Source organism: Ectobacillus sp. OTK (assembly GCF_059698935.1).
In genome coordinates this window covers 5,273,186-5,296,982 of the sequence record NZ_AP048547.1, presented here as the reverse complement: position 1 = coordinate 5,296,982, position 23,797 = coordinate 5,273,186, and the positions used below count along the sequence as shown (strand labels likewise).

Sequence of the window (23,797 nt, the reverse complement as noted above, 5' to 3'; positions counted from 1 at the left end):
TAAGAGATTTCTTAAAGATCTTTTTAGTAGTCTTATTTATATCTAGGAGTGTAATATCCTATATCTAAATTTATAAATATGGATTAAAAATAGGATGCAATAAAATTCCCTACGAACTCCCCTATAAAATATTTATAGATTAAAGACAGAAATAATAAGGATAACGATGCAATAAGTGTAGTTCGAATAATAGTATCTCCTTTTTTAATAGCTAAACGACTGCCTAGATAGTTCCCTAGTATGTTTCCAAGAATCATTGGAATACCCTTTAGTAATAGTACTTTACCTGCCAATACGAAAGCGATTAATGCTCCTACATTAGAGGCAAAGTTAAAAATCTTTGAAGTAGCTGATGATTCAACCAGGTTAAACTTTAAAATATAATGGAATAAGATAATCATTAAACTCCCTGTACCAGGTCCAAAAAAACCATCATAAAAACCAGCGGAGAAGCAAACAATAAACAGGGTTATAAATATGGATTTAACGTTAGATAAAGTTAGATTATTCTTTTGAGATTGTTTTTTGGGTAAAATTGTAAAAAAGAGCCCGATTGGAAATAAGAAAACTATTAATTTTCCTACCAATTCTTCATCAAAAAATAAGATTAGTTTTGCGCCTACATATGCCCCGATGAGTGCGAATACAATCCCAGATCCAACGACCTTCCAAACAATTTTCTTGCTCTTCATATAATTCGTAATAGCTACAACTGTGCCTATAGTACCTACTAATTTCTCTTGAGCTAATGCAGTTTGTGCGGGTATACCGGATAAAAGAAATGCTGGTATCATAATTAAGCCCCCACCGCCTGCAATACTATCAATAAATCCTGCTAGAAAGCAGCAAAAAAATAAAATAATTGTTAATGTTAATCCATCGTATAATATATCTGTCACTATACTCACCTATCTTATGATTTTTTAAGTAGCAAAAGGATTCTCCGGTAATTCATATGAGCTCTGTACTAATACGGCTTTTAGGAATTAATTTATTTCCCGCCTATATCTAAGGTTGAAAAAGAATTTCAACCTTAGATATACTAACACAAACTCGTTATGGCACTTTTTAAAAATTATGCTTCTAATACATAAGGAATATTATTTTTCACAGGAACTCCTCTGCTCAAATCTTTTAATCCGAACATTCTTATCATCCATCGATCGAGTCCATTAAATTCCGGTACAAACCCATCCCTAGCATGTAAAGTTTTTTGATTACGAAAAATAACATAGTCTCCAGGTTGAAGAATAAATTCATTAATTTTGTCGCTGTTATCAATTGCATCTTGGAATGCCTTTAATGCTTCGTTGGCTTTCTCATTTTTCCCCAATACATTTTCCTTATCATATCTAGATATGAATTCTAGAGATTCATCTTTGGAAAGAACAGGTAAGCTATCACCCTCAACATTCATACCAACGAAAGAGTCTGGTCTTTTTACTCTAAACTGAGGTTTTTGTAATTCCTCTATAACATCTGCTGATAAATTTTTAATTACATCGTCTAAAAGCATAACCTTAGTAGGAACGTTTGGATTGAATCTTAAACTATGCAACGATAAATATTCCGGACATCCAGATAGTTTATCAATAGGCTCTGTGACTAAAGGAAGATCTGGATTATCAACGTGCATTCCAAATGCTATTTTGGATCCGTGTGAACTAATATCAGAAACTGCACTAACAGAAGGAGCAACATGCCTTACAATTCGATTATCATTTTCTCCTTTGTAAGTAACGGGACATACATTAAGTAAATTCATCATGCCAAAAGATATTGATACAGATAAAGGTAATGATTCCAAACTACAATATCCTGTGTAGGGAGTAGCTGGTAAGTTTTTTTCTACAGGGAAATTCCGAATAACTAAGATATGGTTCTTTAAATTCTTGAATTCTTCTATCTTTTGTTTACTTTCTGGGTTCGAACAAATAATGTTTTCTAAGATAAATCCAAAAACGTGGCTTGAATTTAGTAAAGAGCTTTCATCATTTGTTTGAAACAAAGGTAATAAATCTTCAATTTTTCCCCGTTGTTCTTTCGTAATAATAACTTCATTTACTCCCGATCCTGCACCATTCTGAGAAACTTCTCTTACTGCGATCGCTTGACTCATTTTTTCATCTCCATTACATTTTTTAGTTGATTTTACAAAAACAATAAACTTTTCCATAAAATCACAATATTAAGAACCAAACATTTGTAATTTTAGTTAAATTTATCCACATTTTCAACATATTTTTACAAAAATTCAAAATTATTGAATATTATATTGTATTTGTGTAGAATAAATATTGGAAATTTCAATAATTAACAGATTAGGAGTTGTAGTTTTATGGATAGTAAAAATTCAGTCATAGGTTTTATTGGAACAGGAGTTATGGGGAAAAGTATGGCCAGCCATATTCTAAATGCTGGACATACTGTTCTTGTCTATAATCGTACTCCAGAGAGAGCTAAAGGATTAATAGAACAAGGAGCTATTTGGAAAGACACAGTTTCTGATTTAGCTAAGGAAGCAGATATTATTATTACCATGGTTGGTTATCCTAAAGATGTAGAGGAAATTTATTTAGGAGATCAGGGAATTCTAAGTGCTGCAAAACCAGGTACATATGTTATTGATATGACAACATCCAGCCCTATTTTAGCTCGGAAAATTTATAAAGCAGCTAAAGAAAAAGGTATTCACTCTTTAGACGCCCCAGTATCAGGTGGAGATGTGGGTGCAAGAGAAGCTAGATTAGCTATTATGGTTGGTGGTGACCAAGAAGATTTCAAAGCTATGAAATCCATTTTTGAACTCATGGGAACTAATATTGTTTTACAAGGGAAGCCTGGTTCTGGTCAGCATACTAAAATGTGTAACCAAATTGCAATTGCTTCTAACATGATTGGAGTTTGTGAAGCTGTAGTATATGCAAAGCAAGCTGGTCTTGATCCTAGCACAGTCTTAAAAAGTATTGAAACTGGAGCAGCTGGAAGTTGGTCACTAAGTAATCTAGCTCCTAGGATGATCACAGGAGACTTTAACCCAGGATTCTATATTAAACATTTTATAAAGGACATGAAGATTGCCCTTGAATCAGCAGAAGAAATGCATTTAACAACTCCGGGTCTAAAACTAGCTAAATCACTATATGAACAATTGGAAAATGAAGGAAAAGGCGATTGTGGTACGCAAGCTCTATATCAATTATTATCTAGACAATCTGTACACATATAAAGTGCCCTAAAATGCTTCATCCATTGCAAGGATGATCCTTTAGAAAACGCTGATTATTGAGATATAGTGAGAATCTATAGATTTTTACATATAGAAAAAGGCAACTAACAATGAAAGCTACAAGAAATGTTTTCCTATGGAGAACTTGATGGTGTTTTTATAAATCGTACTCATTTCACCTAAATATGGTCAAAATTTACAGAGAACATAATTTGGTAATATTTTAAAGAAATGATCTTTCTTTTCCATTCGATGAAGCTAGAAACTAATCTGTTATTCTATTAAAGAACGCATTTATGGGATAACGAAAAAAGCTCAATTTCTCAATTTTAAATGCTGAGGAATTGGGCTTTTTATATTGGAATTCCTTAACGTTGTAAATCTGCATTTTCCTAACGCTACCCCTTAAAGTGCAAAAAAGGTTCGGCATCTACCGAACCTTTCCCTCAAAGCTTCTCATCAAACCAAATCTTTGCCGCATCTACCTCACCGCGCGTCAGCTGATGGCCAAATGAATGCCAATATAATTGTACATCTGCACCGGCACCTTGCAGCAATGCTGTTAAATCGTTCGTCTCCTGCGGCGGGCAAATCGGGTCATTGTCTCCCGCCCCGATGAAAATCGGCGTTCCGTTTAAGGCAGGAAGGGCTACGCCTCGTCTTGGTACCATTGGATGAAAGAGGATCGCTCCTTGCAGGGCATTCTCATAATGAAATAATAGGCTGCCCGCAATATTGGCACCGTTTGAATAACCGATCGCAACGATTTTGCTGCGATCAAACTCATACTTTACAGCTGCTTCATCTAAAAATTCCTTCAATTCTTTCGTGCGAAATACTAAATCCTCTATATCAAAGACACCCTCAGCCAGTCTGCGGAAAAAGCGGGGCATCCCATTTTCCAGTACATTGCCGCGTACGCTCAGTACGTTGGAGGAAGGAGAAATCATTTCAGCGAGCGGAAGCAAATCCCGTTCCGTTCCTCCTGTTCCGTGAAGTAAAAGCAATGTTGTTTCATTTGTCCCTTTTTGAAAAATGTGCTGCATTTATTTGTCCTCCTCATAATACCTTTACTCTCGCCGGAAGTAAAATCGGTTTGATTTTTTGCCGGAAGATATTTGTTTTAGAATAAAGTATAGGCGCCCGGACCGATAAGTGCTACCCCAATGGCTGCTGCAATCAAAACAAGGTTAAACTCAAAGCCGTTTTGCGAACTCCATAATCCATTTTTAATATGAACTGTAAATATTGCAACAAGCATTGTAATCGTAATAAGAGCAGCACCTGCCCATGTAAATACACCTGCTGCAAATAATAAACCGCCGACAAGCTCGCCTGCTCCTGCCAAGAATGCCATAAACACACCCGGCTTTACACCGATTGATTCCAGCCAGCCGCCGGTTCCCTTTAAGCCGTAGCCGCCAAACCAGCCGAACAGCTTTTGCGCGCCGTGCCCTATAAATAGAATTCCCACAACTAAGCGAATAATTAAGAGACCTGTGTCCATCATGTTGTAATCCTCCTAAAAGTTTATTAACTTATCTTACGTAAGTAATAATATGTTTCTTAACTTACTTTTGTCAAGTGACTTGTAAAAAGTATATTCTTTAGATTCTTGTCTTATGCAAAAAATATAGGAATAGAAGTGATTTGTTTGAGCATGAAAAATGCGTTAAAGCAAGATATACGACGATTTATACACAAATGGAGCATCCCATATATTCCTTGCCGTGGAGGAAAGAGATGTTAGATATCTTTCAAAAAAGCTGTTCGTGTAAACGGATAGCTTTTTCTGCTTAACAACACACCTTCTTGTGCTGTATGATGAAAATAATATGAAATGTGTGACCAATTTTTACAGGCAGGAAAAGATTATAACGATTGAGACAAAATGAAACAACCAAACCTAAGAAAGGGGAAATGGGATGAAACGCATATTGTTTGTGTGTACGGGTAATACATGCCGCAGTCCGATGGCAGAAGCAGTTCTTCGTCATCATGGGAAGGAGCTCTTTGAGGTGAAGTCAGCCGGTGTATTTGCAAATGCGGGCAGCGATGCCTCTGCGCATGCCAAAACGGCGCTTAAGGAACAAGGAATAGAGCTCAACCACATTTCCCAGCAGCTAACAGAGGAATTGCTGCAATGGGCAGATATTGTATTAACGATGACGAGAGGTCATAAGCAGACAATTGTGCAATATTATCCAATGTTAGAGGAGAAGGTGCATACGCTGTATGAATATATAGATCGCATGGATCGTGATATTTCTGATCCATACGGCGGCTCGCTCGAAGTTTATAGAGAGACCTTGAATGAATTGAAGGAGCTGCTGCAGCGTTTTGTGAAAAATCAAGCCGGTGAAGACGGCGGGCGTGTATAATAGGGTGTAGGGAGAATATATTTGGAGGGACCATGCATGAAGGTAGTAGTAGCATCTGACCACGGTGGCGTGAATATCCGTAAAGAAATTATAAACTTATTAGAAGAGCTTGGTATGGAGTATATTGATCTTGGCTGTGAATGTGCAGCTGGGTCTGTCGATTACCCTGATTTTGCGTTTCCGGCAGCTGAAATGGTTGCAAAAGGCGAGGTGGACAGAGGTATTTTAATTTGTGGTACAGGCATTGGTATGTCTATCGCAGCTAACAAGGTAAAAGGTATTCGTTGTGCGCTTGTGCATGACACATTTAGTGCGAAGGCAACGCGTGAGCATAATGATTCCAATATGCTGGCGATGGGAGAGCGCGTGATTGGGCCGGGCTTGGCACGGGATATTGCTGAGGTTTGGCTGACGACGGAGTTTCTAGGCGGACGTCATGAAAATCGTATTGGCAAAATTAAAACGTACGAGGCAGAGTAAAAAAGCTGCGTTCCCTGTAGAAAAAATGGAGATGTTTCTTGCTTTTATGTATACAGCAAGCGTGATATAATTTGTGGAACCAATTCCCACGAAAGGAAGAATCGTGATGGTTGATTTAGAACAAGTAAGACAGCAAATACGAGCAGTGCTTTCCGATTTTCAAGAGCAAGCTTCTCTAGAGGCCGGACAATTGTTTGTTGTTGGCTGTAGTACGAGCGAAGTGATGGGCTCGCGGATTGGTACATCGGGTACAATGGAGGTAGCACAGGTTCTCTTTGAAGAATTGAAAGGATTTCAGGAGAGAATCGGCATTTCCCTTGCATTTCAATGCTGTGAGCATCTAAATCGCGCGCTTGTTGTAGAACGGGAAACTGCACAGAAGTACAGTCTGGAGATAGTTACAGTAACTCCTGTTCGTTCTGCAGGAGGAGCGCTGCCGACATATGCCTATCACAATATGAAGGATCCGGTTGTAGTGGAATTTATAAAAGCGGATGCTGGTATGGATATTGGCGATACATTTATCGGGATGCATTTAAAGCATGTTGCTGTTCCAGTGCGTACCGCTTTAAAGCAAATCGGCGACGCACACGTTACCATAGCGAAAACCCGTCCGAAGCTCATCGGCGGCGCCCGCGCAGTCTATGCGGCGGAGCAAAAGGAGACTGTAAGCTGTCACTCATAGACCATCCCTCGGGATGGTCTTTCCTGTTTTTGGAATAGGATCTTTTCTGTGAGAAAGGAAAACTAAAAAGGCAGCGTTCTTTGGAACAGGTGTGTAAAGGGAGATTTCCGCATTTTATCAAGAAAAGACAAGATCTCCTCATGAAGCGATAAAAAATATGCAAATGGAAACGGTATCATCTACCGATAAATAAGAAACGCTAATATATTTTATTTTTTCTTTTGACGCCACCTAAAATCATGGTAGAATGAAATTGAAAATATGAATGTTGAAAATGAATTACACGTATAATTTTCGTATTTTTTTAAGAAAATCCGAAAATACATTGCCTTTACCGCTTGTTGCCGTCCGTTTCGGCTATAAAAGCTTCACAGCAGCAAAGATATACCGCAAGCGGTAAGATGGTATTGTAATTCGTTAAAGGGAAAAAAAGGGGGATTCTTATGGAGCATTTAAAGCTGCAGGATGAAAAAGTGTTTCAGGCTATTCAAGCAGAATTAGGAAGACAACGTTCCAAAATCGAGTTGATTGCTTCAGAAAACTTTGTTAGCGAAGCGGTAATGGAGGCTCAAGGCTCTGTGTTAACGAACAAGTACGCGGAAGGTTATCCGGGGAAACGTTATTACGGCGGTTGTGAATATGTGGACGTAGCTGAGGATATCGCAAGAGACCGCGCGAAGGAAATTTTCGGAGCAGAGCACGTGAACGTACAGCCTCACTCTGGTGCGCAGGCGAACATGGGTGTATACTTTACAATTCTTGAGCACGGCGACACAGTTCTTGGTATGAACCTAGCGCACGGCGGCCATTTAACGCACGGAAGCCCAGTTAACTTCAGCGGTGTGCAATATAACTTTGTAGAATACGGCGTAGATCCAGAAACGCACCGCATTGATTACAACGATGTTCTTGAGAAAGCACGCGCACATAAGCCAAAACTTATCGTTGCAGGTGCAAGCGCATATCCGCGCGTAATCGACTTCGCAAAGTTCCGTGAAATCGCGGATGAGGTTGGCGCATATTTAATGGTGGACATGGCTCATATCGCGGGATTAGTTGCAGCAGGGCTACATCCAAATCCAGTTCCTTACGCTCATTTCGTAACGACAACAACACACAAAACATTGCGCGGACCTCGCGGCGGTATGATCTTATGTAAAGAAGAATTCGCGAAGCAAATCGACAAGGCAATTTTCCCTGGCATTCAAGGCGGCCCGTTAATGCACGTAATCGCTGCAAAAGCAGTTGCGTTCGGCGAAGCGTTGCAAGATAGCTTCAAAACGTATGCACAAAACGTTATTAATAACGCGCAGCGTTTAGCACAAGGCTTACAAAAAGAAGGCTTAACTCTTATTTCTGGCGGAACAGACAACCACTTAATTCTAATCGATGTCCGCAACCTAGACATCACAGGAAAAGTGGGAGAGCACGTTTTAGATGAAGTTGGCATTACTGTAAACAAAAATGCCATCCCATTCGATCCTGCGAGCCCGTTTGTAACGAGCGGTATTCGTATCGGTACAGCGGCGGCTACTTCCCGCGGCTTCGGCTTAGAGGAAATGGACGAGATTGCATCTATCATTGCTTACACATTGAAAAACCATGATAATGAACAAGCATTAGAGGAAGCAAGACAACGCGTTAACGCGCTTACTGAAAAATTCCCAATGTATCCAGGATTGTAATTCCATACAGCAGTTTATTCAAGACACCTTGTATCTAAATATGCAGGGTGTCTTTTTGTATACAAGGCGTGAATTCTAGACAAAGCTTCTTTCCCCGGAAATGTCGGACTTTTCTGCCTTCATAGCCTTAGGATTCTTTCCATAAACATGTCAAGAAAAGTGGACGAACTATACTTGAATATTGAACAGGTTTTCTATACAATCGTAAATAGTGTTCAAAAGGGCGTGTCGATGAACGCCATATTCCCCGAAAAGGAGAGATTTAAATGGGAAAGGTATATGTTTTTGACCATCCACTTATTCAGCACAAGCTTACATACATTCGCGATAAAAAAACAGGTACGAAGGAATTTCGTGAGCTGGTAGATGAAGTAGCCAGCTTAATGGCCTTCGAGGCAACACGTGATCTTCCATTACAGGAAATCGAGATTGAAACGCCTGTAAGCATTGCGAAGACGAAGGTTCTCGCAGGGAAGAAGCTCGGATTAATCCCTATCCTGCGTGCAGGACTCGGAATGGTAGACGGTATTTTAAAAATGATTCCAGCTGCAAAGGTAGGGCATGTAGGTTTATACCGCGATCCGGAAACACTGCAGCCGGTTGAATATTATGTGAAGCTTCCTAGTGACGTGGAGGAGCGTGATTTTATCGTGCTTGATCCAATGCTTGCGACGGGCGGATCGGCAGTTGAGGCCATTTGGTCATTGAAAAAGCGCGGTGCGAAAAACATTAAGCTGATGTGCATTATCGCTGCTCCAGAAGGGGTAAAGGCTGTGCAGGAAGCGCACGAGGACGTAGATATTTATATTGCGGCATTAGACGAAAAGCTGAACGACCACGGCTATATTGTGCCTGGTTTAGGCGATGCGGGAGACCGTTTATTTGGTACAAAATAATTATAAAAAGCGAGGAGGGAGCCCCTTCTCGCTTTTTCGTTTTTTCGCAGCAATTCTCTCGTTTCCGGCTTCTCACCTCTGTTCTTTTTTATACATGAAATAGGTGGAAATGGAGAAGCATATAGGAAAAGGGAGGTTCATTATGCTTCGGGTTTTACTTCTATTCACTCTTCTTTTCTTTACTACAAAAGCAGAGGCGACCGTGTTTCCTGATCGTCCGCCTGTACCGCTTTCCTATGAAAATGAACAGGTGATTGTCATTATTGAGACTGCGCCTGAAAGAACGGAGGAGGTGCAGCAGGTGATTCGGCGTGAATATCCGAATGTGCAGGTGCGATGTGTGTATCAAACCGCACTGTCTGGCTTAAGTGTAAAAGGAAGCAGAAGGGAGCTGCGCCGCCTTGCCAATATCCCGGGCGTGTCCCGCGTTACCCCTGTATCTGTTTATAAAGCTGACATAACAGAGAGTGTCCCGTTTATTGGAGGGACCAAGGTGCATGGGTATTTTGATGCAGCGGGCAGACGTTTAACAGGGGCAGGGGTGCGCGTCGGGGTCATTGATACGGGAGTGGATTACCGCCATCCAGATTTGCGGCGCAGCTATGCAGGCGGCTATGATACGATAGATAACGATGATGACCCGATGGAGTCGAAAATGAAGGAGCCAACGCGGCACGGCTCCCACGTAGCCGGCATTATTGCCGCGAACGGGAAGATGCGCGGCATAGCGCCGGATGCGAAAATCCTTGCATACCGCGCGCTTGGACCGGGCGGCGTCGGCTCGACTGAAACGGTGCTCGCGGCAATTGAGAGAGCGGTAAAGGATCGGGTGGATGTTCTCAACCTCTCGCTCGGCAACGACGTAAACGGTCCAGACTGGCCGACGAGCATAGCATTAAACCGAGCTGCTAAAGCAGGTATTGTCCCTGTCACTGCATCGGGTAACTCAGGGCCTTCCGTTTGGACAATCGGATCCCCGGGAACGGCAGCAAATGCGATTGCGGTCGGTGCGTCAACGCCGCGTCTTCGCATTCCTTATCTGCGCATTGCAGGAAAGGAGCTCCAGTTGGCGCAGCTTAGCGGGGCAAAGGAATGGAACCTAGACCGTACATATGAGTGGGTATATGCCGGTCTTGGGAAGCTATCTGATATGAAGAATGTCCAAAATAAAATTGTTCTTGTTAAGCGAGGGGAGCTTTCGTTTGCGGAAAAGGTACGGAATGCACAGAGAGCGGGAGCAAAGGCGATTATCATTTATAACAATATGCCAGGCTCCTTTGAAGGGATGGCTAACGGAGCAGCCATTCCCGCTGCAGCCATGTCCGGCCGTGACGGTGCGTGGCTTAGAAAGCAAACGGACTCGCTTGCGAGTACAGTGTTTCATACGGAGCAGGATCGTCTTGCTGATTTTAGCTCGCGCGGTCCGGTTACGGTAACCTGGGGGATTAAGCCCGATGTTGTCGCGCCTGGTGTGGGCATTACCAGTACGGTTCCTGAAGGGTATATGTCGCTGCAGGGTACGAGCATGGCGGCTCCTCATGTGGCGGGCGCCGCCGCATTGCTGAAGCAGGCGCACCCAAGCTGGACACCGGAGCAGGTGAAGGCGGCGCTCATGAATACAGCGAAGCTATTATATGAAGGAAAGCAGCCGTACCATGTGTATGAGCAGGGAGCCGGACGCGTTCAGCTAGAGCAAGCGCTGCATCCGCCTTTTCTGATTTATCCTTCTTCTTTGTCGTTCGGACTCATTCGGTCATCGCAGGGGCATACGGTGCGTACGATTGCTGTGACGCTTGATAATCAAACGGAACAGGTGCAAAAATATGTTTTCGAGATGCCGCATGCTAGGACTGGTATACAATGGCGATTGCCGCATACAGTGTATGTAAAGCCCCATGAAAAACAGCGTGTTGCCATTAGTGCGGAGCTGAGCGCTTCTACCCTGCGGGAAGGGGTGCATGAAGGCTACCTGCAAGTCCGGAGCGGCGGCGGTGCTGCGATGCTTCCTTATCTGTTCTTCGTAGAGGAGCCGGATTATCCGCGCATTATGGGGTTTCGATTTGTACAAGGGGACGCCCCTGGATTGTATCGTTATGAAATGTATTTGCCTGGGGGAGCGGATGAACTAGGAATTGTTTTATATGATCCAGCCACATTTCGATATGTAGACTACATTACGTATCGTCAAAATGTGACAAGCGGAAGAGTGGGAGAAGTTATATCGGTAAAACAATCTATAAAAGGGGCCTATAAGGCGCTTATATTTGCAAAAAAAGGAGAAAGGGAGGATACGATAGAGAAAATTCTTAAATTCAAATAGGAAAGCGCTTAAATTGTGAACATTTATTGACAAATGAAAGATTGAATTGGAATTTTTCGATTTTTTTCGATTTGCCGTTGACACTATTTAACACACTATTGTATGCTAACAAAGTGGATATATGATAAGGTTTTCAGCATTATATTTTCATCTGTTTTTGACAAAATAATCACTTTTAACAATTTTGAAAAATGATTCTCCTATAAAAAAGAGTAATCATAGAACATCTCACACCGCATTCTGCACCAAACTCCTCATACCCGTTTGGAGGGATGAACTTTTGCAAGGGAAACAACGGAATCCAATGAAGGCGTATGCCTTAATGACGGGCATTCTTTCCCAACTAGTAGGTTCCATTCTCATCGGAATTTTTGGGGGTAAATGGATTGACGGAAAACTCAACACCTTTCCCTTATTTCTTATCATTGGCCTTTTGCTTGGTCTTGCGACGGGCATTTATGCAATGATTCGACTCGTCCAACAATTTTTCTCAGGAGATCAATAATGGTTGATATGCATGAACTTGTTATCAGGCAAAAGAAATATACGTATTATCTTCTTGCACTCTTTGTATTGGGCTGGGGATTCACTCCGTACCAGAGGGTGTTTCTTGGTCTGGTTATCGGGGCTGTTGTGAGCTTTGCCAGCCTGTATCTTGTTGCGAAGAGAACGGACAAGCTAATGGAACGGGTATTGAAGACAAAGGAAACGAAAATTCGTTATAAGGCAACAGCGGTGAGTACATATTCTCGTTTGGCCGTCATCGGGCTGGTAATCTTGCTGGCTGTACGATATCAACAGTACATTGAGGTGTGGGGCTTTGCTTTAGGGTTGATGACAGGCTATCTTGTCATGATCATAGATTATATATACCTACAATACATCAAAGGCAGGGAAGAGAGGTGAATTACAAGTGGAACACGGTAAGTTAGTTGAATTTTTCGGCCTAACTTTCGACTTGTCCAGCGTAATCATGTCAACTGTTGCTGCGCTTATCGTATTTGTGATTGCGGTAACAGCAACACGTGCATTGTCCCTTCGCCCGACAGGAATGCAAAACTTTCTTGAGTGGGTGCTGGACTTTGTGAAAAACATCATAAACAGTACGATGGACTGGCAAACAGGAGGCCGTTTCCTAACGTTAGGCGCTACGATTTTGATGTACATTTTCGTATCTAATATGTTAGGATTGCCGTTCATGATTTCAACTCATGGGGCAGAAGGTCACTTGACATGGTGGAAATCACCTACATCTGACCCAGCTATTACTTTAACATTAGCTGTCATGGTCGTTGCCTTAACTCATTATTATGGGGTTAAGATGAAAGGCGGCAGCGAATACGTAAAGGGCTTTTTCCAACCGATGTCATTTATGTTCCCGTTAAAGATTATCGAGGAGTTTGCAAATACGTTAACTCTTGGTCTTCGTCTTTTTGGTAACATTTATGCAGGTGAGATTTTATTAGCATTGCTTGCGGGATTAGGGACAAGCGGAATCGGAGGAGCGCTAGGCGGAGCACTGCCGATGCTTGCGTGGCTAGGCTTTAGTGTTTTCGTTGGTGCAATCCAAGCTTTTATCTTTACAATGCTTACGATGGTTTATATGGCTCATAAAGTAAGTCATGACCATTAATAATAATTACCTTTGGCAAACTATATTTTTTCCCAATTATAAAGGAGGAACTTTTCAATGAATTTAATCGCAGCTGCAATTGCAATTGGTTTAGCGGCACTAGGTGCAGGTATTGGTAACGGTTTGATCGTATCTCGTACAGTTGAGGGCGTTGCTCGTCAACCAGAATTACGCGGAACTCTTCAAACAATCATGTTCATCGGGGTAGCGTTAGTAGAGGCGCTTCCAATTATCGGCGTAGTTATCGCGTTCATCGTACTAGGTAGATAAGAAAATAGTATTTCTTACGTAGAAATGGCGAAGATCGTTTTTTAGACCTTCTTCGCCATTGCTTTATGCCATTTAAGTATGTATGGTGTAAGCCCGGAAACGGGAGAATTTCGACTTTCAATCAGGCAGCGTAAGAGTTCTGCCTTATATAAAGCTTAATATACTGTAAGGCTTAATGATGTCTGCACAGTATAATCTAATGCCAGTGGAGATTGTGCAGGCGCGGGCATTATGCCGCACGAATCTATGAAGCAGGCAGCCCGATCCCGAGAAGGCGAGAGGGAAGGGCAATATTCTATTGTTGAAACCAGATTTTTGAAGGGAGGAATCCTTGTGCTGTTAGGAGCTGCTATTCCATACGGAACGATTATTTACCAACTGGTTCTTTTCCTAATTCTATTAGCATTGCTTCGCAAATATGCATTTGGACCGTTGATGGGTATCATGAAACAACGTGAAGAGCATATCGCAAGCGAGATCGAAGCTGCTGAAAAGAACAATGCAGAAGCTAAAAAGTTAGTAGAAGAGCAACGTGCATTTATGAAGCAATCCCGCGTAGAAGCGCAAGAATTGATTGAAAGAGCGAAAAAGCAAGGTGAAGAGCAAAAGGATGGCATTATCGCTGCTGCGAAAGCAGAGGCGGAATCCATTAAAGAAGCTGCGGTGAAAGAAATTCAGCGCGAAAAAGAGCAAGCGATTGCTGCATTACAAGCACAGGTTGCTGTTTTATCTGTTCAAATCGCTTCCAAGGTCATTCAAAAGGAATTGAAGGAAGAGGACCAAGCATCGCTTATCCGCGACTACATTAAAGAGGTAGGCGAAGTGCGATGAGTAAGGACATTGTAGCAAAACGTTACGCGGTCGCTCTTTTCAGACTTGCGAAAGAGAAGCATATGCTCGAAACGTTTGAAGAAGAGCTGCGCACTGTAAAGGAAGTATTCCTTACAAGCAAAGAACTAAGCACGTTCTTAACTCAACCGAACATTTCTACTGGAAAGAAGAAAGAAGTAATCCGCCAAGCGTTTTCTTCTTTGTCTTCTTATGTGTTAAATACACTTTCTCTTTTAATTGATAAGAAACGCGATGACATCATCGTGGATATTGCAAACGAATATTTTGCTTTAGCGAATGAAGAGCGCAACGTAGCGGATGCTATCGTCTACTCTGTTCGCCCGCTTACTGAGGATGAACAAGTAGGAATCGCTGAAGTGTTTGCGAAGAAGATAGAAAAAGATGCGGTACGCATTAAAAATATCGTAGATACTGATTTATTAGGCGGCATTAAAGTCCGCATCGGCAACCGTATTTATGACGGAAGCCTGCAAGGAAAATTAGCACGTATTCAGCGTGAACTTTTGAACAATAGATAGGGGTGAAACGCATGAGCATCAGAGCTGAAGAAATTAGCGCACTGATAAAGCAACAAATCGAAAACTATCAGTCTGAAATCGAAGTTAGCGATGTTGGTACAGTTATCCGTGTTGGTGACGGTATCGCACTTGCTCATGGTCTTGATAACGTAATGGCTGGGGAGCTTGTAGAGTTCGCTAACGGAGTTATGGGACTAGCGCAAAACTTAGAAGAAAACAACGTAGGTATCGTTATTTTAGGGCCTTACACAGGCATCCGTGAAGGTGACGAAGTGCGTCGTACAGGACGTATCATGCAGGTGCCAGTAGGTCCGGAACTTATTGGTCGTGTCGTAAACCCTCTTGGACAACCTGTAGATGGATTAGGTCCAATCAATACATCTAAAACTCGTCCAATCGAAAGCCCGGCTCCTGGCGTAATGGATCGTAAATCCGTTCATGAGCCGCTTCAAACAGGTATTAAAGCGATTGACGCTCTTGTACCAATCGGCCGTGGACAACGTGAGTTAATCATCGGTGACCGCCAAACTGGTAAAACAGCAGTAGCGATCGATACAATTCTAAACCAAAAAGATCAAGATATGATCTGTATCTACGTTGCAATCGGACAAAAAGAGTCCACTGTACGTAACGTAGTTGAAACATTGCGTAAATTCGGCGCATTAGAATACACAATCGTTGTAACAGCGTCTGCTTCTCAGCCGGCTCCATTACTATACCTAGCTCCTTACACAGGTGTAACAATGGGTGAAGAATTCATGTACAACGGCAAGCACGTTCTTGTTGTATACGATGATCTTTCTAAGCAAGCAGCAGCATACCGCGAGCTTTCCTTGTTGCTTCGCCGTCCTCCAGGCCGTGAAGCGTATCCAGGGGATGTATTCTACTTGCACTCCCGTTTATTAGAGCGCGCTGCAAAATTGAGCGATGCAAAGGGCGCAGGTTCCTTAACGGCACTTCCGTTCATTGAAACACAAGCAGGGGACGTTTCTGCTTACATTCCGACAAACGTAATTTCGATTACAGACGGACAAATCTTCTTGCAATCTGACTTGTTCTTCTCCGGCGTACGTCCTGCGATCGATGCAGGTACATCTGTATCCCGCGTAGGGGGAGCTGCTCAGATTAAAGCGATGAGCAAGGTTTCCGGTACACTTCGTCTGGATCTAGCATCCTTCCGTGAGCTAGAAGCATTTGCGGCATTCGGTTCTGATCTTGACAAAGCAACACAAGCGAAGCTGAATCGCGGTGCGCGTACAGTAGAAGTATTGAAGCAAGGCTTGCACAAGCCGCTTAAGGTAGAAAAGCAGGTTATGATTCTTTACGCACTAACACGCGGATACCTTGATGACATCCCAGTTGCGGACGTTCAACGCTTTGAAGCAGAGTTCCTTGCATGGATGGATTCCAACCGTGCAGACGTGCTTGACCAAATCCGCACAACTCGCCAGCTTCTTGACGATGCGGTAATGGGCGGCGCAATCGAAGACTTCAAAAAGACGTTTGTCGTTTCTGAATAATAACGAAAAGCGGAGCTGACTCGTTCAGCCCTCAGAAGAGGAGGTTCCGGCCACCTAAAGGCGCTTTTTGCCTTTACGGTGGACGGGTTCTCCTCTGGGGGAGGGCTAGTCGGCGAAGCTGGATCATAACGAAAAGCGGAGCTGACTGCTTGGCTCCTTATAAATAGTAACAAGAGAGTAGGCTTGCCCTATTCTCTTTCCATGCCTACTTTCGACAAAAGGTGGTGAAACCCTGTGGCATCTTTACGCGAGATTAAATCGAAAATTACGTCCACGAAGAAAACGAGCCAAATTACGAAAGCGATGGAGATGGTGTCTGCATCCAAATTGAACCGTGCGGAGCAAAATGCGAAAGCATTCGTTCCATACATGGAGAAAATTCAGGAGGTAGTAGCCAGCATCGCGAGCGGCAGCAAAGGAGTTAATCATCCAATGATGACGGCTCGTCCTGTAAAACGCACAGGATATATCGTAATTACATCCGACCGTGGACTTGCAGGTGCATATAACAGTAACGTATTACGTGCTCTAAGCAAGGAAATTCAAGATCGTCACAAGTCGGATTCCAGCCAGTATGCTATCGTTGTAATTGGTCGTGTAGGTCGTGACTACTTAAAACGCCGCGGCTTTAACATTATTGATCAAATTACAGGATTATCTGACCAACCGGCATTTGCGGACATTAAAGAAATCGCGTCTCGTGCAGTTTCCATGTTTGCAGATGGAGCATACGACGAGCTATACATTTACTACAACCATTATGTGAGCAAAATCCAGCAGGAGGTAGCATCTACAAAGGTATTGCCTCTTACTGATGTTGCGTCCGATAAACCGAATACAGTATACGAGTTTGAGCCTTCTGAAGAAGACATTCTGAAGGTATTATTGCCGCAATATGCAGAAAGCTTAATTTACGGTGCCTTGCTGGACGGTAAAGCAAGTGAGCATGCAGCGCGTATGACGGCGATGAAGAATGCAACAGACAATGCAAAAGACGTTATCGATACGCTTACGCTTTCCTACAACCGTGCACGTCAAGCAGCGATTACGCAAGAAATTACGGAAATCGTCGGCGGTGCAGCTGCGCTGGAATAAAAAGCTTTCATTAAGTATGTTTATTAGACTTTCATCAACAAACACAGGTCTGTTGATGTTAGCTGAACGGTAACAAACAATTAGGAGGGAAACCGATGAATAAAGGACGCGTTACAGCGATAATGGGTCCGGTTGTAGACGTGAAGTTTGAAGACGGCAAGCTTCCTGCTCTCTACAACGCCCTTAAAGTCACAAACGAAGCAAGCGGTAAAGGCGAAGCTTCCATTAACCTTACATTAGAGGTTGCTCTTCACCTTGGTGACGATACAGTTCGTACAGTTGCGATGGCTTCTACAGACGGACTTGTTCGTGGCATGAGTGTAACAGACACTGGCAGCCCGATTTCCGTTCCAGTAGGGGACGCAACTCTTGGCCGCGTATTTAACGTACTTGGCGATGCAATCGACTTAGACGGCGAAGTTCCTGCAGATGTTCGCCGCGACCCGATTCACCGTCCAGCTCCTGCGTTTGAAGAGCTTTCTACAAAAGTAGAAATTCTTGAAACTGGTATTAAAGTAGTAGACTTGCTTGCTCCTTACATCAAGGGTGGTAAGATCGGTCTATTTGGTGGTGCCGGCGTAGGTAAAACGGTATTAATTCAGGAATTGATCAATAACATCGCACAAGAGCACGGCGGTATTTCCGTATTCGCAGGTGTAGGTGAGCGTACTCGTGAAGGTAACGACCTGTACCACGAAATGAGCGATTCCGGCGTTATTAAGAAAACAGCGATGGTATTCGGACAAATGAACGAGCCGCCTGGAGCACGTCAACGCGTAGCCCTAACTGGCTTGACAATGGCTGAATATTTCCGTGATGAGCAAGGACAAGACGTACTATTGTTCATCGATAATATCTTCCGTTTCACGCAAGCAGGTTCTGAGGTATCCGCGCTTCTTGGCCGTATGCCATCTGCCGTAGGTTACCAGCCAACGCTAGCTACAGAAATGGGTCAATTGCAAGAGCGTATCACATCTACTAACAAAGGTTCTATCACTTCCATTCAGGCAGTATACGTACCAGCGGATGACTACACTGACCCGGCTCCTGCAACAACGTTCGCTCACTTAGATGCAACAACAAACCTTGAGCGTCGTTTAACACAGATCGGTATTTACCCAGCGGTAGATCCATTGGCGTCTACATCTCGTGCATTGTCTCCTGAAATTGTAGGAGAAGAGCACTACACAGTAGCTCGTCAAGTACAGCAAACGCTGCAACGCTATAAAGAGCTTCAAGATATCATCGCAATCCTTGGTATGGATGAGCTATCTGAAGATGATAAGCTAGTTGTACACCGTGCGCGCCGCATTCAATTCTTCTTGTCTCAAAACTTCCACGTAGCGGAACAATTTACAGGACAGCCTGGTTCTTACGTACCTGTAAAAGAAACTGTACGCGGATTTAAGGAAATTCTAGAGGGCAAATACGACGATCTTCCAGAGGAATCCTTCCGTCTTGTAGGTCGTATTGAAGAAGCTATCGAGAAAGCCGCAACGTTAGCATAATAAGGCCTTAGGAGGGAAAAATCATGAAGACAGTTCCAGTCAGTATCGTGACTCCTAACGGACCGGTATATGAAAATGATGTTGAAATGGTCATCGTGAAAGCGGAAAGCGGGGAAATGGGGATCCTGCCGGGTCACATTTCTACAGTAGCACCGCTGCAAATCAGCGCTGTTCGCCTAAAAACAGGCAACAAAACTGATCAGGTAGCAGTGGCTGGCGGCTTCATTGAAGTTCGTCCCGATAAGGTGACAATTTTGTCTCCTTCCGCTGAGGAGGCATCTACTATTGATGTACACCGCGCGAATGAAGCGAAGCGCCGTGCTGAGCGTCGATTAGAAGATAAGCAAGCCCACATCGATTTCAAACGTGCCGAACTTGCTTTAAAACGAGCAATTAACCGCATAGACGTTTCTAATAAGCGATAATAAAAAGCTGCAAGAGGGATACCTCTTGCAGCTTTTTTATTTTAGAAGCAGGCAGAAGAATTTTGCACAGCAAGATTACTTAAAATCATTCTTACCTTTACTCTTATAAATGCTACACCTTCATTTTGTTAGCAGCCCCAAAATAAACCCTTACTTTCAAGCCATTGTACAATAAGAGGGTTTTCACGCAGTTCTGATTCTAGCACAAGCCAGGCTCCTGTCTCACCTTGCACGGCCTTGATTTCCCCTGTTTGGCATTTCGTCTCAATCCAGCGAATAGACACCTGCGTAAGATTAGATAACTCCTGCGATGAAATGGTCTTCATAGCTTCCACCCTTCCTATAATTCTCTCCTCATTGTATCTAAACTTCGCAAAGCAAGAGAGTATGTCCTTCTGTTGTTCATATCTTTTCCCTCCTCTGAATACATATGGCAACAGGAGAACATGTCTAAAAAAGCAGGGGGAGGAAATAGAGTGATGACAGGTGAGTTGAAGCGGCTGGCAGCAGCATCTTTAAAAGGAAAATGGGGGATTGGAGCAGGTGTTACTTTCTTGAGCCAGCTCATCCTTTCGTCAGGCTCCTTTACTTTGTATCTTCCATTTATGGTCGCCGCCTTATACGCGGTGAATACAGTTTTGGAGGAGGTCGTGATTGGGCTGCTGTATGCTGTATATTTAGTAGTTTCCGTGACTTTTTCGGGCATTATCACAATGGGACATTTGAAGCTATTTCTCTGCCTGGCGCGGCAAGAATCGGTGACGGCAGATTTTCTGTTTGATTATTTCGGCACCTGGAGAAAGATGTTGCAGGCATGTAAAGCCTCATTTCTTATCTCCTTTTATACATTTTTATGGAGCCTGCTGCTGATTGTACCTGGCATCATAAAATCATTTTCTTATTCAATGACTCATTTTATATTGATGGATCATCCCGAATATACAGTGCATGAAGCGTTGGATCAAAGCAGGGAGATGATGAATGGGCATAAATGGGAGCTGTTTTTGATTTATCTCAGCTTTCTTGGCTGGCTGCTGCTTACAGCTGTTACCTTTGGAATTGCAGGCTTTTGGGTTATTCCGTATATTTGTACCACGGTTTCCCATTTTTATCTTCGTCTGTCAGAGAAGGACGAGCCAGGTGAAGTGTCCTATAGCTAGTCGCTTTGCCATACAGATGGGGCAGCTTTGTCACAAAAGCCTCAATTACTCTTAGAATGGTCCTCTTAGCTGTGAGGAATAGCTGCTCCAGAAATCCCTCTGGATATTAACTAATCCATCTGTTACATAAAAGTTGGTTTATAATGAATGTGCAAGGAAAGGGGGGCTGTTATTTGGAAGCGATCATTATAAATGGAAATGTCTATCACATCGAATGTGTTCCTTTCGAAGACAAGAGTGAACAAGATAAAGATGGAAGCTACGAATATTATTACAAAGGAAAAAACATATTCTTTCACTCAGACAAAGAATGTATAAAAGCTAGAATGTATGAGGGGGAAGAGGTCATTTCTTTCTTTCAAAATCCTATCCTTGCTTTTGGCGGAGATTTTGAAGTGATTAAGTTATATCTAAGTAAGGAATTTGGTATAAGAAGATTTCAGTTTCTGGATAGGGAAAGTAAGGTGTCAGGTTATACGGAACTATAGCTAGAATCAACCCTATCTTTAACAAGACCTAGACAAGAACTCAAACTAGATTTGCTGCATCCAAAAAATTGAGCAACTTTCGTTTCCTTCCTGCAATTGGTCGACTAGGAAATGGAAATTTGATATAATGATTACGGTTGCATTATTTAGAAAAATAAGAAAAAACAAGGTGCTTTAGCAGATTCACAGGCTTTTATTGGACAAATTTAAGCAAACGGGGGGAGAATTTGAAGATGTTCAACTTGTATCAGAACAACTATTTAATTGTAGTTGTCTTTTTGCTTTTAGGTATCCTGCTGCCTGTCGTTGCATTGACTGCCGGCAAGCTGCTCCGTCCGAATCGTCCGAGTGCTGCAAAGCAGACTACGTATGAAAGTGGTATTGAACCGTTTCACGAAGCAAATGTCCGGTTTCATGCCCGCTATTACATGTTTGCGCTACTGTTTGTCATTTTTGATGTAGAAACAGTCTTTTTGTATCCATGGGCAGTTGCATATGATCAGCTTGGCTTGTTTGCTCTCATTGAAATGTTGATTTTCGTTGTCATGCTTCTGATCGGACTTCTATATGCTTGGAAAAAGAAGGTGTTGAGATGGCTATAAACTTTGAAGAGCTTCATCCAGATGAAAGGGCAGAGCTAGAACGTAATATATTCTTCACAACGCTGGAGCAGGTCAAGGGATGGGCACGAAGCAATTCGCTTTGGCCAATGACATTTGGACTTGCCTGCTGTGCCATTGAGATGATGGGAGTTGGGTCATCACACTATGACCTGGATCGCTTTGGTTCCTTCTTTCGCACTTCTCCGCGCCAGTCGGACGTTATGATTGTATCTGGCACTGTAACAAAGAAAATGGCACCGATTGTGCGTCGATTATACGATCAAATGCCAGAACCGAAATGGGTTATTGCGATGGGCTCATGTGCAACAGCCGGAGGACCGTATGTGAATTCGTACGCAGTTGTCAAAGGTGTAGACCAGATTGTTCCGGTTGATGTATATATACCAGGATGCCCGCCAAACCCGGCAGCTTTGATTTACGGTATTAACAAGCTGAAGGAAAAAATTCGTTACGAAGCGAGAACTGGGAAGCAGGTGACGAATCGATGAGTGAAAAGAGCAAGGAAGAGCTAAAACGAGAGGCGGCAGCACGAGCGAAGGAAGAGGCGCTGCGAAAGCTGGCCGCGCGAAAAGCTATACAACAAAGTTCGACATCAGCAGAGGAACAAGCTGTAACGAATGAAGAAGAGAAAGCGCTATCAATCAATAAGAAGGAAAATTTGGAAAATAAATCAAAATCGGAAGCGGAAGACCCGGCAGAAGTGAAAAAACGCGCAGCGGCGGAGGCGAAGGCAAGGGCTCAGGAGCTGGCGAAGCAGAGGGCAGCGGAGAAGGCAGCCGGTGAGGCAGCGGCGGAAGATCCGGCGGAAGCCAAGAGGCGCGCGGCAGCGGAGGCGAAGGCAAGGGCTCAGGAGCTGGCGAAGCAGAGGGCAGCGGAGAAGGCAGCCGGTGAGGCAGCGGCGGAAGATCCGGCGGAAGCCAAGAGGCGCGCGGCAGCGGAGGCGAAGGCAAGGGCTCAGGAGCTGGCGAAGCAGAGGGCAGCGGAGAAGGCAGCCGGTGAGGCAGCGGCGGAGGATCCGGCAGAAGCCAAGAAACGCGCGGCAGCGGAGGCGAAGGCAAGGGCTCAGGAGCTGGCGAAGCAGAGGGCAGCGGAGAAGGCAGCCGGTGAGGCAGCGGCGGAAGATCCGGCGGAAGCCAAGAGGCGCGCGGCAGCGGAGGCGAAGGCAAGGGCTCAGGAGCTGGCGAAGCAGAGGGCAGCGGAGAAGGCAGCCGGTGAGGCAGCGGCGGAGGATCCGGCAGAAGCCAAGAAACGCGCGGCGGCAGAGGCGAAGGCGAGAGCGCTGGAGCTGGCGAAGCAGAGGGCAGCGGAGAAGGCAGCCGGGGAAGCCGTCTCACCTACAGATGAGGCGAAAGCGAAGGCTGCAGCAGAGGCAAAGGCAAAAGCGGCAGCAGCCGCGAAAGCGAAAGCAGCAAGGGCCGGGGGAACTGCAGGGGATGATGAAAAGGCGAAGGCGATTGCAGCTGCAAAAGCCAAAGCTGCAGCAGCGGCAGCTGCCAAAAAGAGAGCGGCCTCAGAAGCGGTGGTGGAGGAGCCTGCCGAGGAGAAGCCGTCACCAAATCAGCCTTATCTTGATAAATATGTAAATGTTCTGAAGCAGCATCTTAGCGAAGGGGCCTTAGAAGAGTTCTACATTAATAGATTATCTAAGGATGTTCCGACTCTCGTTTTGCACAAGGATCATTATTATAAGGCTATGGAGTTCTTAAAGTATAACGAACAGCTTGCATTTAATTATATGTCTGAGCTGCATGCTACAGATTTTGTTACACATATGGAAGTGTATGTCCACTTATATTCTTATAAAAACCAGCAGTCAGTTGCTGTAAAGGTAAAGGTGGATCGCGAAGAGCCAAGGATTGCATCCATTGCAAGGCTTTGGCAGGGGGCGAATTGGCCGGAGCGCGAGGCATACGATTTGCTTGGCATTATATTTGAGGGACATCCAAACCTAAAGCGCATCCTCTTGCCTGATGATTGGGTCGGATATCCGCTGCGAAAAGATTATGAGCCTTTTGATGTGGAGGTGTAA

The 23,797-nt window shown here is 43.8% G+C and carries 27 protein-coding genes; 22 read left to right on the top strand and 5 right to left on the bottom strand.

Features of this window, described 5'->3' with window-relative positions; genetic code table 11:
* Positions 1–83: 83 nt before the first annotated feature.
* A complete protein-coding gene (locus tag AC6HZ4_RS26230) occupies positions 84–899 on the bottom strand; it encodes a TSUP family transporter (RefSeq protein ID WP_497492821.1) in 816 nt (271 codons plus the stop codon).
* Positions 900–1,075: 176 nt separating this feature from the next.
* Positions 1,076–2,119, bottom strand: a complete 1,044-nt coding sequence (locus AC6HZ4_RS26225; protein WP_497492820.1) for a TauD/TfdA family dioxygenase — start codon at positions 2,117–2,119, stop codon at positions 1,076–1,078.
* A 219-nt stretch (positions 2,120–2,338) separates the two neighbouring features.
* Between AC6HZ4_RS26225 and AC6HZ4_RS26220 the strand changes: the two genes are divergently transcribed.
* Positions 2,339–3,229, top strand: coding sequence for an NAD(P)-dependent oxidoreductase (locus AC6HZ4_RS26220; RefSeq protein WP_497492818.1), 891 nt, complete (start codon positions 2,339–2,341; stop codon positions 3,227–3,229).
* 446 nt (positions 3,230–3,675) lie between these two features.
* Here the strand turns inward: AC6HZ4_RS26220 and AC6HZ4_RS26215 are convergent, their stop codons facing one another.
* Entirely contained in the window at positions 3,676–4,275 is a 600-nt protein-coding gene (locus AC6HZ4_RS26215; protein ID WP_497492817.1) for an alpha/beta hydrolase, read from the bottom strand.
* 77 nt (positions 4,276–4,352) lie between these two features.
* The gene (locus tag AC6HZ4_RS26210) at positions 4,353–4,739 is read right to left on the bottom strand and encodes a DoxX family protein (protein ID WP_497492816.1); all 387 of its coding nucleotides are present in this window, start codon (positions 4,737–4,739) and stop codon (positions 4,353–4,355) included.
* 415 nt (positions 4,740–5,154) lie between these two features.
* On the opposite strand from AC6HZ4_RS26210, the gene AC6HZ4_RS26205 reads away from it, so the two are divergent.
* The 16 genes from AC6HZ4_RS26205 (at position 5,155) to AC6HZ4_RS26130 (ending at position 19,497) form a co-directional block, all read left to right on the top strand.
* Positions 5,155–5,610, top strand: a complete 456-nt coding sequence (locus AC6HZ4_RS26205) for a low molecular weight protein arginine phosphatase (protein WP_497492815.1) — start codon at positions 5,155–5,157, stop codon at positions 5,608–5,610.
* A 36-nt stretch (positions 5,611–5,646) separates the two neighbouring features.
* Positions 5,647–6,090, top strand: coding sequence for a ribose 5-phosphate isomerase B (gene rpiB / locus AC6HZ4_RS26200; RefSeq protein WP_497492814.1), 444 nt, complete (start codon positions 5,647–5,649; stop codon positions 6,088–6,090).
* Positions 6,091–6,196: 106 nt separating this feature from the next.
* Entirely contained in the window at positions 6,197–6,775 is a 579-nt protein-coding gene (locus AC6HZ4_RS26195; RefSeq protein ID WP_497492813.1) for a TIGR01440 family protein, read from the top strand.
* A gap of 443 nt (positions 6,776–7,218) precedes the next feature.
* The gene (gene glyA / locus AC6HZ4_RS26190) at positions 7,219–8,460 is read left to right on the top strand and encodes a serine hydroxymethyltransferase (protein WP_497492812.1); all 1,242 of its coding nucleotides are present in this window, start codon (positions 7,219–7,221) and stop codon (positions 8,458–8,460) included.
* A 266-nt stretch (positions 8,461–8,726) separates the two neighbouring features.
* Entirely contained in the window at positions 8,727–9,356 is a 630-nt protein-coding gene (gene upp, locus AC6HZ4_RS26185) for a uracil phosphoribosyltransferase (protein ID WP_497492811.1), read from the top strand.
* Between the two features lie 142 nt (positions 9,357–9,498).
* Positions 9,499–11,676 carry a S8 family serine peptidase gene (locus AC6HZ4_RS26180; RefSeq protein WP_497492810.1) on the top strand — a complete coding sequence of 726 codons (2,178 nt, stop codon included), beginning with the start codon at positions 9,499–9,501 and terminating at the stop codon, positions 11,674–11,676.
* A gap of 280 nt (positions 11,677–11,956) precedes the next feature.
* On the top strand, positions 11,957–12,181 hold the full coding sequence (locus tag AC6HZ4_RS26175) for an AtpZ/AtpI family protein (protein WP_497492809.1): 225 nt from the start codon (positions 11,957–11,959) through the stop codon (positions 12,179–12,181).
* The gene (locus AC6HZ4_RS26170; RefSeq protein WP_497492808.1) at positions 12,181–12,582 is read left to right on the top strand and encodes an ATP synthase subunit I; all 402 of its coding nucleotides are present in this window, start codon (positions 12,181–12,183) and stop codon (positions 12,580–12,582) included. The genes AC6HZ4_RS26175 and AC6HZ4_RS26170 overlap by 1 nt, the downstream gene beginning before the upstream one ends.
* Before the next feature lie 7 nt (positions 12,583–12,589).
* Positions 12,590–13,309, top strand: coding sequence for a F0F1 ATP synthase subunit A (gene atpB, locus AC6HZ4_RS26165; RefSeq protein WP_497492807.1), 720 nt, complete (start codon positions 12,590–12,592; stop codon positions 13,307–13,309).
* A gap of 57 nt (positions 13,310–13,366) precedes the next feature.
* A complete protein-coding gene (gene atpE, locus AC6HZ4_RS26160) occupies positions 13,367–13,579 on the top strand; it encodes a F0F1 ATP synthase subunit C (RefSeq protein WP_497492806.1) in 213 nt (70 codons plus the stop codon).
* Positions 13,580–13,810: 231 nt separating this feature from the next.
* Positions 13,811–14,410, top strand: coding sequence for a F0F1 ATP synthase subunit B (gene atpF / locus AC6HZ4_RS26155; RefSeq protein WP_497492805.1), 600 nt, complete (start codon positions 13,811–13,813; stop codon positions 14,408–14,410).
* Positions 14,407–14,949 carry a F0F1 ATP synthase subunit delta gene (locus AC6HZ4_RS26150; protein ID WP_497492804.1) on the top strand — a complete coding sequence of 181 codons (543 nt, stop codon included), beginning with the start codon at positions 14,407–14,409 and terminating at the stop codon, positions 14,947–14,949. The genes atpF and AC6HZ4_RS26150 overlap by 4 nt, the downstream gene beginning before the upstream one ends.
* An 11-nt stretch (positions 14,950–14,960) precedes the next feature.
* Positions 14,961–16,469 carry a F0F1 ATP synthase subunit alpha gene (gene atpA / locus AC6HZ4_RS26145; RefSeq protein WP_497492803.1) on the top strand — a complete coding sequence of 503 codons (1,509 nt, stop codon included), beginning with the start codon at positions 14,961–14,963 and terminating at the stop codon, positions 16,467–16,469.
* A 234-nt stretch (positions 16,470–16,703) separates the two neighbouring features.
* Positions 16,704–17,564, top strand: a complete 861-nt coding sequence (atpG, locus tag AC6HZ4_RS26140) for an ATP synthase F1 subunit gamma (RefSeq protein WP_497492802.1) — start codon at positions 16,704–16,706, stop codon at positions 17,562–17,564.
* Positions 17,565–17,659: 95 nt separating this feature from the next.
* On the top strand, positions 17,660–19,072 hold the full coding sequence (gene atpD / locus AC6HZ4_RS26135; RefSeq protein ID WP_497492801.1) for a F0F1 ATP synthase subunit beta: 1,413 nt from the start codon (positions 17,660–17,662) through the stop codon (positions 19,070–19,072).
* Positions 19,073–19,095: 23 nt separating this feature from the next.
* The gene (locus AC6HZ4_RS26130) at positions 19,096–19,497 is read left to right on the top strand and encodes a F0F1 ATP synthase subunit epsilon (RefSeq protein WP_497492800.1); all 402 of its coding nucleotides are present in this window, start codon (positions 19,096–19,098) and stop codon (positions 19,495–19,497) included.
* A 128-nt stretch (positions 19,498–19,625) separates the two neighbouring features.
* Here AC6HZ4_RS26130 and AC6HZ4_RS26125 read toward each other — a convergent pair whose 3' ends face one another.
* A complete protein-coding gene (locus AC6HZ4_RS26125; RefSeq protein ID WP_497492799.1) occupies positions 19,626–19,823 on the bottom strand; it encodes a hypothetical protein in 198 nt (65 codons plus the stop codon).
* A 153-nt stretch (positions 19,824–19,976) separates the two neighbouring features.
* Here AC6HZ4_RS26125 and AC6HZ4_RS26120 point away from each other — a divergent pair, with 153 nt between their 5' ends.
* The 5 genes from AC6HZ4_RS26120 (at position 19,977) to AC6HZ4_RS26100 (ending at position 23,797) form a co-directional block, all read left to right on the top strand.
* Positions 19,977–20,657 carry a DUF975 family protein gene (locus tag AC6HZ4_RS26120; RefSeq protein ID WP_497495843.1) on the top strand — a complete coding sequence of 227 codons (681 nt, stop codon included), beginning with the start codon at positions 19,977–19,979 and terminating at the stop codon, positions 20,655–20,657.
* A 173-nt stretch (positions 20,658–20,830) separates the two neighbouring features.
* The gene (locus AC6HZ4_RS26115; RefSeq protein WP_497492798.1) at positions 20,831–21,145 is read left to right on the top strand and encodes a hypothetical protein; all 315 of its coding nucleotides are present in this window, start codon (positions 20,831–20,833) and stop codon (positions 21,143–21,145) included.
* Between the two features lie 233 nt (positions 21,146–21,378).
* A complete protein-coding gene (locus tag AC6HZ4_RS26110) occupies positions 21,379–21,747 on the top strand; it encodes an NADH-quinone oxidoreductase subunit A (protein WP_497492797.1) in 369 nt (122 codons plus the stop codon).
* Entirely contained in the window at positions 21,738–22,256 is a 519-nt protein-coding gene (gene nuoB, locus AC6HZ4_RS26105; protein WP_497492796.1) for an NADH-quinone oxidoreductase subunit NuoB, read from the top strand. Before AC6HZ4_RS26110 ends, nuoB begins: the two co-directional genes overlap by 10 nt.
* Entirely contained in the window at positions 22,253–23,797 is a 1,545-nt protein-coding gene (locus AC6HZ4_RS26100; protein WP_497492795.1) for an NADH-quinone oxidoreductase subunit C, read from the top strand. Before nuoB ends, AC6HZ4_RS26100 begins: the two co-directional genes overlap by 4 nt.

Excerpts from the sequence above, each read along its gene's own strand:
- AC6HZ4_RS26225 (WP_497492820.1), bottom strand. The coding sequence starts at position 2,119 with ATGAGTCAAGCGATCGCAGTAAGAGAAGTTTCTCAGAATGGTGCAGGA.
- AC6HZ4_RS26220 (WP_497492818.1), top strand. The coding sequence starts at position 2,339 with ATGGATAGTAAAAATTCAGTCATAGGTTTTATTGGAACAGGAGTTATG.
- AC6HZ4_RS26215 (WP_497492817.1), bottom strand. The coding sequence starts at position 4,275 with ATGCAGCACATTTTTCAAAAAGGGACAAATGAAACAACATTGCTTTTA.
- AC6HZ4_RS26210 (WP_497492816.1), bottom strand. The coding sequence starts at position 4,739 with ATGATGGACACAGGTCTCTTAATTATTCGCTTAGTTGTGGGAATTCTA.
- AC6HZ4_RS26205 (WP_497492815.1), top strand. The coding sequence starts at position 5,155 with ATGAAACGCATATTGTTTGTGTGTACGGGTAATACATGCCGCAGTCCG.
- rpiB (WP_497492814.1), top strand. The coding sequence starts at position 5,647 with ATGAAGGTAGTAGTAGCATCTGACCACGGTGGCGTGAATATCCGTAAA.
- AC6HZ4_RS26195 (WP_497492813.1), top strand. The coding sequence starts at position 6,197 with ATGGTTGATTTAGAACAAGTAAGACAGCAAATACGAGCAGTGCTTTCC.
- glyA (WP_497492812.1), top strand. The coding sequence starts at position 7,219 with ATGGAGCATTTAAAGCTGCAGGATGAAAAAGTGTTTCAGGCTATTCAA.
- upp (WP_497492811.1), top strand. The coding sequence starts at position 8,727 with ATGGGAAAGGTATATGTTTTTGACCATCCACTTATTCAGCACAAGCTT.
- AC6HZ4_RS26180 (WP_497492810.1), top strand. The coding sequence starts at position 9,499 with ATGCTTCGGGTTTTACTTCTATTCACTCTTCTTTTCTTTACTACAAAA.
- AC6HZ4_RS26170 (WP_497492808.1), top strand. The coding sequence starts at position 12,181 with ATGGTTGATATGCATGAACTTGTTATCAGGCAAAAGAAATATACGTAT.
- atpE (WP_497492806.1), top strand. The coding sequence starts at position 13,367 with ATGAATTTAATCGCAGCTGCAATTGCAATTGGTTTAGCGGCACTAGGT.
- atpF (WP_497492805.1), top strand. The coding sequence starts at position 13,811 with ATGCCGCACGAATCTATGAAGCAGGCAGCCCGATCCCGAGAAGGCGAG.
- AC6HZ4_RS26150 (WP_497492804.1), top strand. The coding sequence starts at position 14,407 with ATGAGTAAGGACATTGTAGCAAAACGTTACGCGGTCGCTCTTTTCAGA.
- atpA (WP_497492803.1), top strand. The coding sequence starts at position 14,961 with ATGAGCATCAGAGCTGAAGAAATTAGCGCACTGATAAAGCAACAAATC.
- atpD (WP_497492801.1), top strand. The coding sequence starts at position 17,660 with ATGAATAAAGGACGCGTTACAGCGATAATGGGTCCGGTTGTAGACGTG.
- AC6HZ4_RS26130 (WP_497492800.1), top strand. The coding sequence starts at position 19,096 with ATGAAGACAGTTCCAGTCAGTATCGTGACTCCTAACGGACCGGTATAT.
- AC6HZ4_RS26125 (WP_497492799.1), bottom strand. The coding sequence starts at position 19,823 with ATGAAGACCATTTCATCGCAGGAGTTATCTAATCTTACGCAGGTGTCT.
- AC6HZ4_RS26120 (WP_497495843.1), top strand. The coding sequence starts at position 19,977 with ATGACAGGTGAGTTGAAGCGGCTGGCAGCAGCATCTTTAAAAGGAAAA.
- AC6HZ4_RS26110 (WP_497492797.1), top strand. The coding sequence starts at position 21,379 with ATGTTCAACTTGTATCAGAACAACTATTTAATTGTAGTTGTCTTTTTG.
- nuoB (WP_497492796.1), top strand. The coding sequence starts at position 21,738 with ATGGCTATAAACTTTGAAGAGCTTCATCCAGATGAAAGGGCAGAGCTA.
- AC6HZ4_RS26100 (WP_497492795.1), top strand. The coding sequence starts at position 22,253 with ATGAGTGAAAAGAGCAAGGAAGAGCTAAAACGAGAGGCGGCAGCACGA.